Genomic DNA, 14,993 nt, shown 5'->3' on the forward strand with positions numbered 1-14,993 from the left:
GGCCGGGAGTTCACCCGTGCGTCGGCGAGGGCACCGCGCCCGGCCCGACCGTCAGGGCGTCCACGGTGTCCTGGAGGCGCTTGGTGCGGCGGTAGGCGGTGCGCTGGCGGGCCGCGCCGTTGCCGTGCAGACGCAGGCGGGTCAGCCAGCGGCGTACCGTCTCGTCGTCGCCCGTGGCCGCGAGGAACGGACTGACGCGCCGCAGCAGGGACGTGACCAGGAACCTGGCGGGGACGAGCCGGGGCGGGCCGGACGGGGGCAGGTCCAGGCCGCTGCCCGACAGCCCGTCACGGGCGGAGCGCCAGACGGCCGCGCGCAGGACGGCGTCCTCGACCTGCGGGGCCGGACGCCCCTGGCGCACCTGGAGCAGCGCGTGCGCGACGAGGGCCCGGACCAGCAGGGCGTAGGCGACGGTGTCGTCGACGCTCGGCATGACGTCCGCGACCCGGATCTCCACGGTGGGGACGTGCCGGGAGGGGCGGACGGACCAGAACACCATCCCCGGGTCCAGCGCGGCGCCGCTGTCCACGAGGGCCGCGACCAGGTTCTCGTAGTGCCCGGCCGAGCGGAGGTACGGCGGCGGGCCGGCGGCCGGCCATCGGCCCCAGAGGACGGTCCGCCAGCTGGCGTGCGCGGTGTCACGGCCGTTGCAGTACGGCGAGTTGGCGGTCAGGGCGAGCAGCAGCGGTGTCCACGGCCGGAGGTGGTTGACGACCTGCACGGCCTCGTCGGGATCGGCCACGCCGATGTGCACATGGCAGGCGTTCGCGCACAGCTGGTCCAGCAGCGGTCCGTACCGGGCGGCGATCCGGTGGTAGCGGGGTTTGTCGAGGACGGGGGGCGGTCCGGGGTTGCCGAGCGGTGCCGTCCCGCAGGCCACCAGCAGGCAGCCGCGGTCCTGCGCGGCGCGCGCGAGGCCGGTTCTCAGCCGGACGACCTCCGCGCGCAGCTGTCCGGCGTCGGAGCACACCGCGCTGACCGATTCCATCTGAGCCTGGGTCAGTTCGGCCGTCACGTGCCCGGTGCCGGTCAGCCGGCCGGCGTCCCTCAGGACCGCCTCGGCGACCAGCAGGGGCTCGCGGCTCACCGGGTCCGCGAGGAGGAACTCCTCCTCCACGCCCATGGTGAGCTCCCGCAGCCCCGTCCAGGCCGCGGTGCCGCCCGTACCGACGTGAGATCCGCGCATGCCGCCTCCAGCGTCCGCACACCCCGCACCTGCCCGTGCGGATCCGACGATAGGGAGGGGCCGGGCGGCACCGGCAGGCGCTAATGAGGCATTTCCGGAGCCCGCCGGCGCGTCGCCGGAGGTGCGCCGTCAGGAGCCGGTGCGGCCGCCGTGCGGGACGCGGACCACGCCCTCCTGGATGACGGAGATCGCCAGCTGCCCGTCCTGGGTGTAGATACGGGCCTGCCCGAGGCCCCGGCCGCCGGAGGCGGAGGGCGACTCCTGGTCGTAGAGCAGCCACTCGTCGGCCCGGAACGGCCGGTGGAACCACATGGCGTGGTCGAGGCTCGCGCCGACCACGTCGCCGGTCGTCCAGCCTCCGCGGCCGTGTGCCAGCAGCACCGAGTCCAGGAGCGTCATGTCGGAGACGTAGGTGGCCAGGCAGATGTGCAGCATCGGGTCGTCGGCGAGCTTGCCGTTGGTGCGGAACCACACCTGGGAGCGGGGCTCGCGGAGCTGCCCGGCCGTGGCGTACGGCGGGTCGTCGACGTAGCGCAGGTCCACCGCCTCGCGCGACTGCAGCAGCCGGTCCGCGACCTCCTGGTCGTAGAAGGCGTGGGCGTGCCGGGGGAGCAGCTCGGCCGTGGTCGGGAGGGATTCCGGGTCCGGGGCGGGCGGCATGTCCGCCTGGTGGTCCAAGCCCTCCTCGTACGTCTGGAACGACGCCGAGAGATGGAAGATCGGCTGGCCGTACTGGACGGCGACCACCCGGCGGGTGGTGAAGGAACGGCCGTCACGGATGCGGTCGACCGAGTAGACGATGGGCGAGCCGGGGTCGCCCATGCGCAGGAAGTACGCGTGCAGGGAGTGCGCGACGCGGCCGTCGGGCACGGTGCGCCCCGCGGCGACCAGGGCCTGGGCGGCGACCTGGCCGCCGAAGACGCGGGGCACGATGGCGGAGCGGCTCTGGCCGCGGAAGATGTCCTGCTCGATCTGCTCCAGGTCGAGCAGATCGAGCAGGGACCGAAGTGCGGGATTCACGGGGAACCTTGGCGGATCTCGGCCTTACAGACCCATGTCCTTGGCGATGATGGACTTCATGACCTCGCTGGTGCCGCCGTAGATCCGGTTGACCCGGTTGTCGGCGTAGAGGCGGGCGATCGGGTACTCGTTCATGTAGCCGTAGCCGCCGTGCAGCTGGAGGCAGCGGTCGATGACGCGGTGCGCGACCTCGGTGCAGAACAGCTTCGCGGACGCGGCCTCGGCGGGGGTGAGCTCACCCGCGTCGAGGGCCTCCAGGGCGCGGTCGGCGACGGCCTCGGCGGCGTCCACCTCGGCCTGGCAGGCGGCCAGCTCGAACTTGGTGTTCTGGAAGGACGCGACCGTCTTGCCGAAGATCGTGCGCTCCTGCACGTACTGCTGGGCGAACCGGACGGCGGCCTTGGCCTGGGCGTACGCGCCGAACGCGATGCCCCAGCGCTCGGAGGGAAGGTTGCGGCCGAGGTAGAAGAAGCCCTTGTTCTCCTCGCCGAGCAGGTCCTCGACGGGGACCTTGACGTCGACGAAGGCCAGTTCGGCGGTGTCGGAGGTGCGCAGGCCGAGCTTGTCCAGCTTGCGGCCGATGGAGTAGCCCTCGGACTTGGTGTCCACCGCGAACAGGGAGATGCCGAAGCGGCGGTCGTCCTCGCGCGGGGCGGACGTGCGGGCGCACACGATCACGCGGTCGGCGTGCACACCACCGGTGATGAAGGTCTTGGCGCCGTTGAGGACGTAGTGGGTGCCGTCCTCGGAGAGCCTGGCCGTGGTCTTCATGCCGGCGACGTCGGAGCCGGTGCCCGGCTCGGTCATCGCGAGCGCCCACATCTCCTCGCCGGAGACGAACTTCGGCAGGTAGCGCTTCTTCTGCTCGTCGGTGGCGAGCATCTTGAGGTACGGCAGGGCGAGCAGCACGTGCACGCCGGAGCCGCCGAAGTTCACGCCCGCGCGCGAGGTCTCCTCGTAGAGCACGGCCTCGAACTTGTGGGTGTCCAGGCCGGCGCCGCCGAACTCCTCGGGGACGTTGATGCCGAAGACGCCCAGCTCGCCGAGCTTGTAGTAGAAGTCGCGCGGCGCCTGGCCGGCCGCGAACCACTCGTCGTAGACGGGCACGACCTCGGCCTCGATGAAGGCGCGGATGGTCTCCCGGAACGCCTCGTGGTCCTCGTTGTAAACGGTACGGCGCACCGGACGCCTCCTTCGTGAGTGCTTGGGCATGAACTGGCTAAGCGCTTGCTCAGGCAGAAGTTACCCGGCGGTTGGGACGGCTGTCCAGAGTGAGGATGAGCACGTCGCACACCCCCACTCGTTGCAGATGGAACCGAACGCCCGGGCGATGGCGTGTTGATCAACGTCGCAGGAGCCCCGATCACAGGCGTCCTCAGCGCGGGATTCCTGACCGCAGGAGTCCCGATCGCCGGGGTACTGGTCGCGGAGTCCTGATCGTAGGAGTGCCGGCAGCAGGAGTCCTGGTCGCAGGACAGGGTCCTGACCGCAGAGAGAAGAAGAGAGGAACGACGATCGTGGAGACGTTAAGGGCGCGCCCGTCCCGCCGCGCCGTACTGGCCCTCGGTGCCGGAACGGCGCTGGCCGCCTCGGCGGCGGCCGGAGGGACCGCATACGCGAAGGCACCCGGCCGGGACGCGCTCTCCGCGCGGCTGGCCGAACTGGAGAAGGAGCACTCCGCGCGCCTCGGCGTGTTCGCGCTCGACCTCGCGACGGGCAGGACGGTCCGGCACCGGGCCGACGAGAGCTTCCCGATGTGCTCGGTGTTCAAGACGCTCGCCGCGGCGGCCGTCCTGCGGGACCTCGACCGGAACGGCGAGTTCCTCGCCCGGCGCATCCACTACACCGAGGCGGACGTCAAGGACGTGGGCCACGCTCCGATCACGAAGAAGAACCTGGCCACGGGCATGACCGTCGAGGAGCTGTGCGACGCCACCATCCGCTACAGCGACAACGCGGCCGCCAACCTGCTGCTCCGCGAGCTGGGCGGCCCCACCGCCGTCACCCGCTTCTGCCGCTCGATCGGTGACCGCACCACCCGGCTCGACCGCTGGGAGCCCCAGCTGAACACGGCCGAACCGTGGCGCGAGACCGACACGACCACTCCCGGTGCCATCGGGAAGACCTATGCGCGACTCGTGCTCGGCCATGTCCTCGAACCCCGGGACCGGGAACGCCTCACGGGCTGGCTGCTGGGCAACACCACCAGCGTCGAACGCTTCCGCAAGGGCCTGCCCCCGGAGTGGACACTCGCCGACAAGACGGGCGGCGGCGACTACGGGACCAACAACGACGTGGGCATCACCTGGCCCCCGGGGCGGCCCCCGATCGTCATGGCCGTCCTGACGACCAAGCACACCCCCGACGCCGCGGCCGACAACTCCCTGGTCGCGAGGACCGCCGAGATCCTGGCGTCGGCACTCGGCTGAGACAGCGTCACCCGGCCGTACCAGCGCCACTCGTGCGGGTGCGGGTACGGCCGGGGTCGCGCGGCCGACGCCCGCCTCGCGGCCACGCCCCGGAAGGTCACCCCGCGTCCAGCCAGCGCAGCGCGAACCACAGTTCCATCCGTACGTCCGGGTCGTCGAGGTCCGCGTCCAGCAGTGCCGCACAGCGGGTGATGCGCTGGCGGACCGTGTTGCGGTGGACGCCCAGGGCCGCGGCGGTGCGGTCCCAGCTGCCGTGCAGGGACAGCCAGGTCCGCAGGGTCTCGACGAGTGCGGGGGTGCCGGTCAGCGGGGCGAGGCGGGTGCGGGCGTGGGCGCGGGCGTCCCCGGGGGAGACGAGACCGCCGAGGCCCGCGTCCTCGTGCCGTACCAGGGGGGTGCGCGTCGCCTCCGCGTGGCGCACCGCCCGGGCGGCCCGTGCGTCCGCCGAGGCCAGGTCGGCCGACGGGACCGGCGGGGAGACCCCCAGCCACCATCCCGGCTGCGCCGTGATCGCCCGGTCGCCCGTGACCAGGACCCGGACGGTGTCCTCCGTCGCGTCGACGAGCGTGCTGCCCAGTGCCGCGCCGAGCGTCGGCGCGGCGAACCGGTCCGCTTCTGGACCCGGCCGGCGCCGGGCGTGCACCACGGTCCAGGGCCCGGCGGCCAGCATCGGCGCGACGTCGTCCGGGGAGGCCCCCAGCAGCAGCCGCACCAGCGCGGAGCGGCCCGTACTGTCTGCGGCGCCCTGGTGCGGGGCGGTCAGCAGGGACAGCAGGACGACCGCCACACCGGCGATGGTGTGGTCGCCGGGGCCACGGGCAGGCGTCGCCACGCCGAGGACCAGGCCGTCGCCGCCGCCCAGGCCGTACACGGCCAGCTGGGAACCGGCCGCGGTGTCGGTCGCGGAGGACGGCACCGGGGCCGAGCGCGTGCCCGCGGACCCTCCGGTGGTGTCCCGGACGCCGGGCTCACCGCCCGCGGGGGATCCGGCCGGGCCCGGCGGCCCGGGCGGTTCCGGCCGGACGACCCGGACGAGCGCGGCGAGCGCCGTTTCCACGGCCGGTGCGGCGGCGGTGCCCGCGGCGGCGACCTCCCGGCCGTCGGGCGCGTACAGGGCGGCCCGTCCGCCGAGCCGGGACGCGAGCGCGCGCAGCACCGCGGGCACCGGGTCCGGCCGGGCCGCCGCGGACGCCAGGGCTTGCTGGGCCTGGGTGACCCGGCGCAGTTCGTGGTGCCGCGCCTCGGACATCAGTCCCCACACGGCACGGGCGATCGCTGTGAACGGAGTCCTCGGAGCGACCTCGATCAGCGGCAGCCCGTGCCGGTCGCACGCCTCGACCAGTCCGGACGGCACCGCCTCGTACACCGGCGCCAGGCCGAAACCGAGAGCCGCCGCGCCGGCCTCGACGACCCGGCGCACATAGGTGTCCGGGTCCGTGTCCTTCAGCTGCACGCCGGCGGAGAGCAGCAGCTCCCCGCCCAGCAGATAGGGATAGGGATCCGCCATCTCGGAGGTGTGCACCCAGTGCACCGCGGTGTCCGGCTCGTCGGGGCCGGCGATCCTGCGCAGCCCGAGGTCCTCACGGGCGATCAGGGCGCTCAGCGGGATCGGCGGTGTCGGTGGGACCGTGGGGTCCTGCATGGTGGACGATCCATCCATTCTCGGGATGAGGAATGTAGGAAAAGTACACTTCAGGATCGGCTTCCCGCGACCTATCGTCGGATTTCGACGGCTGCGGGCAGGACCGGTGTCCTCGTGGCATCGGAGCCGGGCCGCCACCACCGCCCGACCGGGCGACCGGGCGACCGTGAGCCCGGGACCGCGCCACCGGGACGTGACCCGGGACCGTGACCCGGGACGTGACCCTGGCCGACGGACCGCACCGCACCGCCCAGCACCACAGCTGCTCGTCACGACCGAGCGGGCAGCACGAGCAACACGTCTCCCCGGAGGAATCGGCATGAGCAGCAACAGCACCTTCGCGAACGGCGGCGACCGGCAGCCCCGCGGCCCCGTCGACTCCTCCCGGATCCCCCGGTACGCGGGACCGGCCACCTTCGCCCGGCTGCCGCGCCTCGACGAGGTCGGCGCTGCCGATGTCGCAGTGGTCGGCGTGCCCTTCGACTCCGGCGTCTCCTACCGCCCCGGCGCCCGCTTCGGCGGCAACGCCATCCGCGAGGCGTCCCGCCTGCTGCGTCCGTACAACCCCGCGCAGGACGCCTCCCCGTTCGCCCTCGCGCAGGTCGCGGACGCCGGCGACATCGCCGTCAACCCCTTCAACATCAACGAGGCGGTCGAGAGCGTCGAGGCCGCGGCCGACGACCTGCTCGGCACCGGCGCCCGCCTGATGACCCTCGGCGGTGACCACACCATCGCGCTGCCGCTGCTCCGCTCCGTCGCCAAGAAGCACGGCCCCGTCGCGCTCCTCCACTTCGACGCGCACCTCGACACCTGGGACACCTACTTCGGCGCCGAGTACACCCACGGCACCCCGTTCCGCCGGGCCGTCGAGGAGGGCATCCTCGACACCGAGGCGCTGTCCCACGTGGGCACCCGCGGCCCGCTGTACGGCAAGCAGGACCTGGACGACGACGCCAAGATGGGCTTCGGCATCGTCACCTCCGCCGACGTCTACCGCCGCGGCGCCGACGAGATCGCCGACCAGCTGCGCCAGCGCATCGGCGACCGGCCGCTGTACATCTCGATCGACATCGACGTGCTCGACCCCGCTCACGCGCCCGGCACCGGCACCCCGGAGGCCGGCGGCATGACCTCCCGCGAGCTGCTGGAGATCATCCGCGGCCTGTCCTCCTGCAACCTGGTGTCGGCGGACGTCGTCGAGGTCGCCCCGGCCTACGACCACGCGGAGATCACCTCCGTCGCGGCCTCCCACACCGCCTACGAGCTGACCACGATCATGTCCCGTCAGATCGCGGCCGGACGCGCCACCGGCACCGGCCAGGACGCCAAGTGATCCGTGCCGCCGGGCTGCCGGTCCGGTAGCCCGGCGGCGGACACCCGCGTGGGACGTCCGTGAAGGGGCGCCCATGAGACGCCCCTTCACGGACGTCGGCGGGGGCTCGTACGGACGTCGGCCGGGACTCGCTCGGGCGTCGGAGGGGGACTTCCCGGCGGACGCCACTCGGCGGAACGCCCCACGGTGGGACGCCCCACGGTGGGACGCCACTCGGCGGAACGCCCCACGGTGGGACGCCTCTCGTGAGACACCCCGCAACGGCGGCGAGGGCCGTGATACGACCGGACCGGGATACGACCGAGAGGACAGTACGTGACCCACGACCACGACCTGGTGCTGCGCCCCACCGCGGCGCAGACCGCCGCCGCGCTGAACCCCCCGGCGGGCCGGAACGGCGGTGACCTCGTCGTCGAGACGCTGCGGGGCCTCGGCGCCACCACGGTCTTCGGCCTCCCGGGTCAGCACGCCCTCGGCATGTTCGACGCCCTGCGGCGGTCGGACCTGACGTACGTCGGCCTGCGCGTCGAGAACAACGCCGGCTTCGCCGCCGACGCCTACGGCCGGATCACCGGAGAGGCCGCGCCGCTGCTCGTCTCCACCGGACCCGGCGCGCTCACCTCGCTCGCCGCACTCCAGGAGGCGGCCGCCGCGTCCGCGCCCGTACTGGCCGTCTCCAGCCAGATCCCGACCGCGGGGCTCGGCGGCGGACGGCACGGCTATCTCCACGAGCTCCGCGACCAGCAGGCATCGTTCCGCGGCGTGGTGAAATCCGTGCACACCGTCCGCAGTGCCTCGCAGATCCCCTCCGCGATCGCCGAGGCGTGGGAGTCCGCACTGACCGCCCCGCACGGACCCGTCTGGGTGGAGATCCCGCAGGACGTCCTGCTCGCCGAGACCTGCCTGCCCGAGGTGACCGCCCCGGACACCACCCCGCACGACCTCCTGCCGCGCCCCGAACTGACGGCCCTGGCGGTGCACCTGCTGGCGAACGCCGAGCGGCCCGCGGTCGTCGCGGGCGGCGGTGTCGTCCGCTCCGACGCCTCGGGCAAGCTGCTCGCCCTGGCCGAGAGGCTCGACCTGCCGGTCGTCACCACCTTCGGCGGCAAGGGCGCGTTCCCCTGGGAGCACCCGCTGTCCCTGCAGTCCTGGCTGGAGGACCGGCACACCACCGATTTCCTGGAGGACGCCGACGTCCTGCTGGTGGTCGGCTCCGGGCTCGGTGAGCTCTCCTCGAACTACCACACGTTCGCGCCGCGCGGCCGGATCGTCCAGATCGAGGCCGACCTCGGCAAGCTGGAGTCCAACCATCCGGCCCTCGGCATCCACGCGGACGCCCGGCTCGCCCTGTCGGCGCTGCTGGAGACCGTGCCCGAGCGCCGCGACCCCGGTGCCGCCGAACGCGTCCGCACCGTGCTGGCGAAGGTCCGGGAACGGATCGGCGCCCAGGGCCTGACGCTGGAACAGCAGGTGCTCGCCTCGGTGCGCGCGGCCCTCCCGGACGCCTCGCCCAGCTTCTGGGACATGACGATCCTCGGCTACTGGGCCTGGTCGGCGTTCGACGCCCGCCGGCCCAACACCATGCACTCGGCGCAGGGCGCCGGCGGTCTCGGCTACGCCTTCCCGGCCGCGCTGGGCGCCGCCGTGGCCGACCCGTCCCGCCCGGTCCTGGCCGTGTCCGGCGACGGCGGCGCGATGTACTCGATCGCCGAGCTCGCGACGGCCCGCCAGTACGGCCTCGACGTCACCTGGCTCATCGTGGACGACGGCGGCTACGGCATCCTGCGCGAGTACATGACGGACGCGTTCGGCGAGGCCACGGCCACCGAGCTGCACCGGCCGGACTTCGTGGCCCTCGCCGGGTCCTTCGGCGTGCCGGCGGTCCGTACCAGCCCCGAGTCGCTGCGGGAGGACCTGCGGAAGGCCCTCACCACGCCCGGTCCGTCCGTGGTCGTGCTGCCGGCCCTGCTGAGGATGTTCGCCCCGACGCACCTCTGACGCCGCGACGGGCATCTCTGACACCGCGCCGGACCTCAGACACCGAGGCGGGCACCTCTGACGCCGCCCCACCTCTGAATCCGCCCGCGCCGCTGCCTCCCGCCTTCCGTCCCTGGCCGACCTGCTGCCCACTGCCCGTCGTCGGTCCTCGTCGCCGGTCGCCGACGGCGGGCAGCGCCCTGTGTGGCGGATACCACAGAGAAATGTTCGTTTTCCGAGCAACCTTTCGGCCGCTCAAGAGTCAAGCTCTGCGTGCGCCGAGGGCGCACGCAGACTTTCAGGGATGGGGAAGCCTCCATGACGCAACACCGCAGGTCCCGCAAGCGTGCCGTACGCGTGATACTCGGGGCGGGGCTGGCCACGGGAGTGGCCGTGCCCCTGGCCATGGGCGCCTTCACGGCACAGGCCCGCGGGCCGGAGGTGCTCTGCACGTCCGCGAAGGCGGGACTGGCCACCAAGCTGACCGCGGACATCAACGCCGCGATGAAGGGCCGGACCTCGCACATAGCCTTCCTGGTCCAGGACCACACCACCGGCACCAGCTGCGAGCTCCAGGCGGACCGGCGCTTCGACTCCGCGAGCGTGGTCAAGGTGAGCGTGCTCGGCGCGCTGCTGTACGACGCCCAGAAGAACCGCCGCGCGCTCACCACCACCGAGAAGCAGCGCGCCTACGCGATGATCACCCAGTCGGACAACGCGTCCACCACCGCGCTGTGGAACCAGCTCGGCGTGACCAAGGTCCAGGCGTTCCTCACCGCGGGGAGGCTGACCCGCACCATCCCGGGCAGCGGCGGTCTGTGGGGCCTCACCCAGATCAGCGCCCGTGACCAGAAGAACCTGCTCAACCTGCTGATGAAGCCCAATGCGGTGCTGACGGACGCCTCCCGCGCCTACGCCCTCGACCTGATGAACAAGGTCGTGAGCAACCAGCGCTGGGGTGCCCCGGCCGGAGCCCCGTCGACCGCCCGGATCCACGTCAAGAACGGCTGGCTGCAGCGGTCCGTGTCGCTGGACTGGCGCGTCCACAGCATCGCCGCCTTCACCGGTAACGGGCACCAGTACTCGATCTCCGTGCTGACCCAGAACAACAAGACGATGCAGTACGGCGTGGACACCATCCAGCTCGTCGCCCGGGCCGTCCACAAGGCGCTCAACGGTTCCGCGTCCGGCATGCAGGCGCCGTTCCAGCCGCCGACCGTCCCGCACGAGGTCATCCCGGCCACGCCGGAGCGTCCGGCGACCGGCCCGGTCCCGGCGTCCACCGTGCCGGGGACGGCTCCGACCGGCCCGGCGGCCGCGTCGACCGCCCCTTCGGCCCCCGCGGCCACGACGCCGTCGGCCCCGGCGTCCGCGACCCCTTCGGTCATGGCGTCCACCCCGTCCGAGCCCGTCGGGTCCCCGGCTCCGTAAGGGCCTAGGACCAGCGCAGTACCGGGCTCCGACCGGAGCCCGGTATTTGTCGCGGCGGGATGAAATCCGCCCGTGGCCGCGTTGGTGCCTTCCGGTAGAGCAGGACGACGGGGAGGCACCGGTGGCGGCGGACACAGTGCAGCACGGATGGGCGCGGAGGCTGACCGGGTACGCCTGGCGGTACCGGCGCGAGGTCGTCCTCGCACTCGGCTCGTCCCTCGCGGGCATGGCCGTGATGGCCGTCGCCCCCCTGATCGTCAAAGTGATCATCGACGATGCGATCTCCGACCCCACACGGTCGCTCGCCACATGGACAGGCCTGCTGATAGCCGCCGCGGTCGCCGTGTACGTCCTGACGTACATACGCCGCTACTACGGCGGACGCCTCGCCCTCGACGTCCAGCACGACCTCCGTACCGAGATGTACGGGACCGTCTCCCGGCTCGACGGGCGCCGCCAGGACGAGCTCTCCACCGGCCAGGTCGTGGGACGCGCCACCAGCGACCTCCAGCTCATCCAGAGCCTGCTCTTCATGTTGCCGATGACCATCGGCAACATCCTGCTCTTCCTGATCTCGCTCGTGATCATGGCGTGGCTCTCGCCGCTGCTGACCGTCGTCGCCCTCGCCGTCGCCCCGGCCCTCTGGTACATCGCACGGCACAGCAGGAAACGGCTCTTCCCGGCCACCTGGTACGCCCAGGGCCAGGCCGCCGCAGTCGCGGGCGTCGTCGACGGAGCCGTGTCCGGCGTGCGGGTCGTCAAGGGATTCGGGCAGGAGGAGCAGGAGACCGCCAAACTCCGGGACGTCGGCCGCCGCCTGTTCGCCGGCCGGTTGCGCGCCGTCCGGCTGAACGCCCGCTACACGCCCGCCCTGCAGGCCGTGCCCGCACTCGGACAGGTCGCCATGCTGGCCCTCGGCGGCTGGCTCGCGACCCGTGGCCAGATCACCCTCGGCACCTTCGTCGCCTTCTCCACCTACCTGGCACAGCTGGTCGGCCCGGTCCGCATGCTCGCCATGGTCCTCACCGTCGGCCAGCAGGCCCGGGCCGGCGTGGAGCGCGTCCTGGAGCTCATCGACACCGAGCCGTACATCGAGGACGGCACCAAGGAGCTGCCCGCCGACGCCCCCGCCACCGTCGAGTTCGACGACGTCTCCTTCGCCTACGAGGACGGCCGCCCCGTCCTGGACGGCTTCTCCCTGGAGATCCGCCCCGGCGAGACCGTCGCCGTCGTGGGCGCCTCCGGCAGCGGCAAGTCGACCGTGTCCCTGCTGCTGCCCCGGTTCTACGACGTCACCCACGGCGCCGTGCTCGTCGGCGGCCACGACGTACGCGAACTGACCCTGGCATCCCTGCGCGGCGCCATCGGCCTCGTCCCGGAGGACAGCTTCCTGTTCTCCGACACCGTCCGCGCCAACATCGCCTTCGGCAAACCGGACGCCACCCAGGAGGAGACCGAGACCGCCGCCCGGGCCGCCCAGGCGGATCGTTTCATCGCCGAGCTGCCCGACGGCTACGACACCAAGGTCGGCGAGCACGGCCTCACCCTCTCCGGGGGCCAGCGCCAGCGCATCGCGCTGGCCCGGGCCATCCTCACCGACCCCCGGCTGCTGCTCCTGGACGACGCCACCTCCGCCGTCGACGCGCGGGTCGAGCACGAGATCCACGAAGCGCTCCGGGGTGTGATGGCGGGCCGCACCACCCTGCTCATCGCGCACCGCCGCTCCACCTTGGGCCTCGCCGACCGGATCGCCGTCCTCGACGACGGCCGGCTCTCCGACATCGGCACCCACGAGGAGCTGGAGCGCCGCTCCGCGCTCTACCGGCGCCTGCTCACCGACCCCGACGAGCTCGGCGGCGTCTCGCCCGGCCATCTCCTCCCGCAGGCCGGGCCCGAGGAGGACCGTACGGTCAAGGAGGAGCTGGACGCCGAGTTCGACGCCGAGCGCGGCATCACCCCCCAGCTGTGGGTGCGCGACGACGAGCCCCTGCGCACCGATCTGGCCGGCATGCCCGCCACCCCGGAACTGCTCGCCCAGGTGGAGGCCCTGCCCCCGGCCACCGACACGCCGCAGGTCGACGAGGCGCGGGCGGTCACCCCCGAGGACTCGTACGGTCTGCGCCGGCTGCTGCGCGGCTTCCGCCTGCCGCTGCTGATCAGCCTGCTGCTGGTCGCCGTGGACGCCGGAATGGGCCTGCTGCTGCCGGTCCTGATCCGGCACGGCATCGACGACGGCGTGGAGCGGATGGCGCTCGGGGCCGTCTGGGCGGCGTCCGGGGTGGCCCTGCTGACGGTGCTGGTGCAGTGGGCGGCGCAGACCGGCGAGACCCGGATGACCGGGCGCACGGGCGAGCGGGTGCTGTACGCGCTGCGGCTGAAGATCTTCGCCCAGCTCCAGCGGCTCGGCCTCGACTACTACGAGCGCGAGCTCACCGGCCGGATCATGACCCGGATGACCACCGATGTGGACGCGCTGTCGACCTTCCTCCAGACCGGTCTGGTCACGGCGTTCGTGTCGGTCGTCACCTTCTTCGGGATCATGGTGGCGCTCGTCGTCATCGACGTCGAACTCGCGCTGCTCGTCTTCTCGACACTGCCCGTGCTGATCGTCGGCACGTACTTCTTCCGCAAGCAGTCGGTGAAGGCCTACGAGCTGGCCCGTGAGCGGATCAGTGTCGTCAACGCCGACCTCCAGGAGTCGGTCTCCGGGCTGCGGATCCTCCAGGCGTTCGGCCGGGAGCGGGACGGCGGCGAGCGGTTCACCGAACGCAGCGCCGAGTACCGGGCCGCCCGGGTCCGCGGACAGTGGCTGATCTCGGTGTACTTCCCGTTCGTGCAGCTGCTGGCCTCGGTGGCCACGGCCGCGGTCCTGGTCGTCGGCGCCGGCCGGGTGGAGGCCGGCACCCTGACCACCGGTGCGCTGGTCGCCTACCTGCTCTACATCGACCTGTTCTTCGCCCCCGTGCAGCAGCTGTCGCAGGTCTTCGACGGCTACCAGCAGGCGACGGTATCGCTGAAGCGGGTGCAGGAGCTGCTCCGGGAGCCCACCTCCACGGCGCAGCCGGAACGGCCGCTGGACGTTCCCGCGCTGCGGGGCGAGATCGCCTTCGAGAACGTCGGCTTCCACTACGGCGGCTCGGACACCGCGGGCGGCGCCGCGGACGACACCGCGAATGGCGCCGCGGACGACACCGCGGGCGGCGCCGCGCTGACCGGCATCGACCTGCGCATCCCCGCCGGCCAGACGGTGGCCTTCGTCGGCGAGACCGGTGCCGGAAAGTCCACCCTGGTCAAACTGGTCGCCCGCTTCTACGACCCCACCGAGGGCCGGGTCACGGCCGACGGCATCGACCTGCGAGACCTCGACCTCGCGGGCTACCGGCACCGGCTCGGCGTCGTGCCGCAGGAGGCATACCTCTTCGCCGGCACGGTCCGGGACGCGATCGCCTACGGCCGCCCCGACGCCACCGATGCGGAGGTCGAGGCCGCGGCCAGGGCGGTCGGCGCCCACGACATGATCGCCACGCTCGACGGCGGCTACCTCCACGAGGTCGCCGAACGCGGCCGGAACCTGTCCGCCGGCCAGCGCCAGCTGATCGCGCTCGCCCGCGCCGAGCTGGTCGACCCGGACGTGCTGCTCCTCGACGAGGCGACGGCCGCCCTGGACCTCGCCACCGAGGCCCAGGTCAACCAGGCCACCGACCGCCTGGCGGGCCGTCGCACCACCCTCGTCGTCGCCCACCGTCTGACCACCGCGGCCCGCGCCGACCGGGTGATCGTCATGGCCGACGGCCGTGTCGCCGAGGACGGCACCCACGAGGAACTCCTCGCCCTGGACGGCCGCTACGCCGGACTGTGGCGCTCCTTCATCGGCGAGCCGGAGCCGGCGCGGGCGAACTGAGCGCCGACGCCGGCCGCTTCGGCGGACTGCGATGCCCCGGCGACTGAGTACGCGCGCGGCCGGATCTGAGTACC

Annotated in this window: 9 protein-coding genes; 5 read left to right on the plus strand and 4 right to left on the minus strand. The window is 72.8% G+C overall.

Annotation, left to right across the window (positions count from 1 at the left end; translation table 11 throughout):
• Positions 1–10: 10 nt before the first annotated feature.
• From ACZ4Z5_RS22505 to ACZ4Z5_RS22515, 3 genes are all read right to left on the minus strand, one after another.
• A complete protein-coding gene (locus ACZ4Z5_RS22505; RefSeq protein ID WP_468265453.1) occupies positions 11–1,186 on the minus strand; it encodes a carboxylate-amine ligase in 1,176 nt (391 codons plus the stop codon).
• 129 nt (positions 1,187–1,315) lie between these two features.
• The gene (gene tesB, locus ACZ4Z5_RS22510; protein WP_468265455.1) at positions 1,316–2,206 is read right to left on the minus strand and encodes an acyl-CoA thioesterase II; all 891 of its coding nucleotides are present in this window, start codon (positions 2,204–2,206) and stop codon (positions 1,316–1,318) included.
• Between the two features lie 24 nt (positions 2,207–2,230).
• A complete protein-coding gene (locus tag ACZ4Z5_RS22515) occupies positions 2,231–3,388 on the minus strand; it encodes an acyl-CoA dehydrogenase family protein (RefSeq protein WP_468265457.1) in 1,158 nt (385 codons plus the stop codon).
• A 335-nt stretch (positions 3,389–3,723) separates the two neighbouring features.
• Between ACZ4Z5_RS22515 and bla the strand changes: the two genes are divergently transcribed.
• Entirely contained in the window at positions 3,724–4,635 is a 912-nt protein-coding gene (gene bla / locus ACZ4Z5_RS22520) for a class A beta-lactamase (RefSeq protein ID WP_468265459.1), read from the plus strand.
• 97 nt (positions 4,636–4,732) lie between these two features.
• Here bla and ACZ4Z5_RS22525 read toward each other — a convergent pair whose 3' ends face one another.
• Entirely contained in the window at positions 4,733–6,277 is a 1,545-nt protein-coding gene (locus tag ACZ4Z5_RS22525) for a PucR family transcriptional regulator ligand-binding domain-containing protein (protein WP_468265461.1), read from the minus strand.
• 319 nt (positions 6,278–6,596) lie between these two features.
• Here ACZ4Z5_RS22525 and speB point away from each other — a divergent pair, with 319 nt between their 5' ends.
• The 4 genes from speB to ACZ4Z5_RS22545 all read left to right on the plus strand — a co-directional run bounded on the left by speB (position 6,597) and on the right by ACZ4Z5_RS22545 (position 14,919).
• Positions 6,597–7,610: an agmatinase gene (gene speB, locus ACZ4Z5_RS22530; protein WP_468265463.1), complete on the plus strand. Its 1,014-nt coding sequence runs from the start codon at positions 6,597–6,599 to the stop codon at positions 7,608–7,610.
• Between the two features lie 315 nt (positions 7,611–7,925).
• Entirely contained in the window at positions 7,926–9,608 is a 1,683-nt protein-coding gene (locus ACZ4Z5_RS22535; RefSeq protein WP_468265465.1) for a thiamine pyrophosphate-binding protein, read from the plus strand.
• A 297-nt stretch (positions 9,609–9,905) separates the two neighbouring features.
• Entirely contained in the window at positions 9,906–11,018 is a 1,113-nt protein-coding gene (locus ACZ4Z5_RS22540; RefSeq protein ID WP_468265467.1) for a serine hydrolase, read from the plus strand.
• A gap of 121 nt (positions 11,019–11,139) precedes the next feature.
• The gene (locus tag ACZ4Z5_RS22545; RefSeq protein ID WP_468265469.1) at positions 11,140–14,919 is read left to right on the plus strand and encodes an ABC transporter ATP-binding protein; all 3,780 of its coding nucleotides are present in this window, start codon (positions 11,140–11,142) and stop codon (positions 14,917–14,919) included.
• Positions 14,920–14,993 lie beyond the last annotated feature (74 nt).

The organism is Streptomyces sp. NPDC030222 (assembly GCF_055573115.1).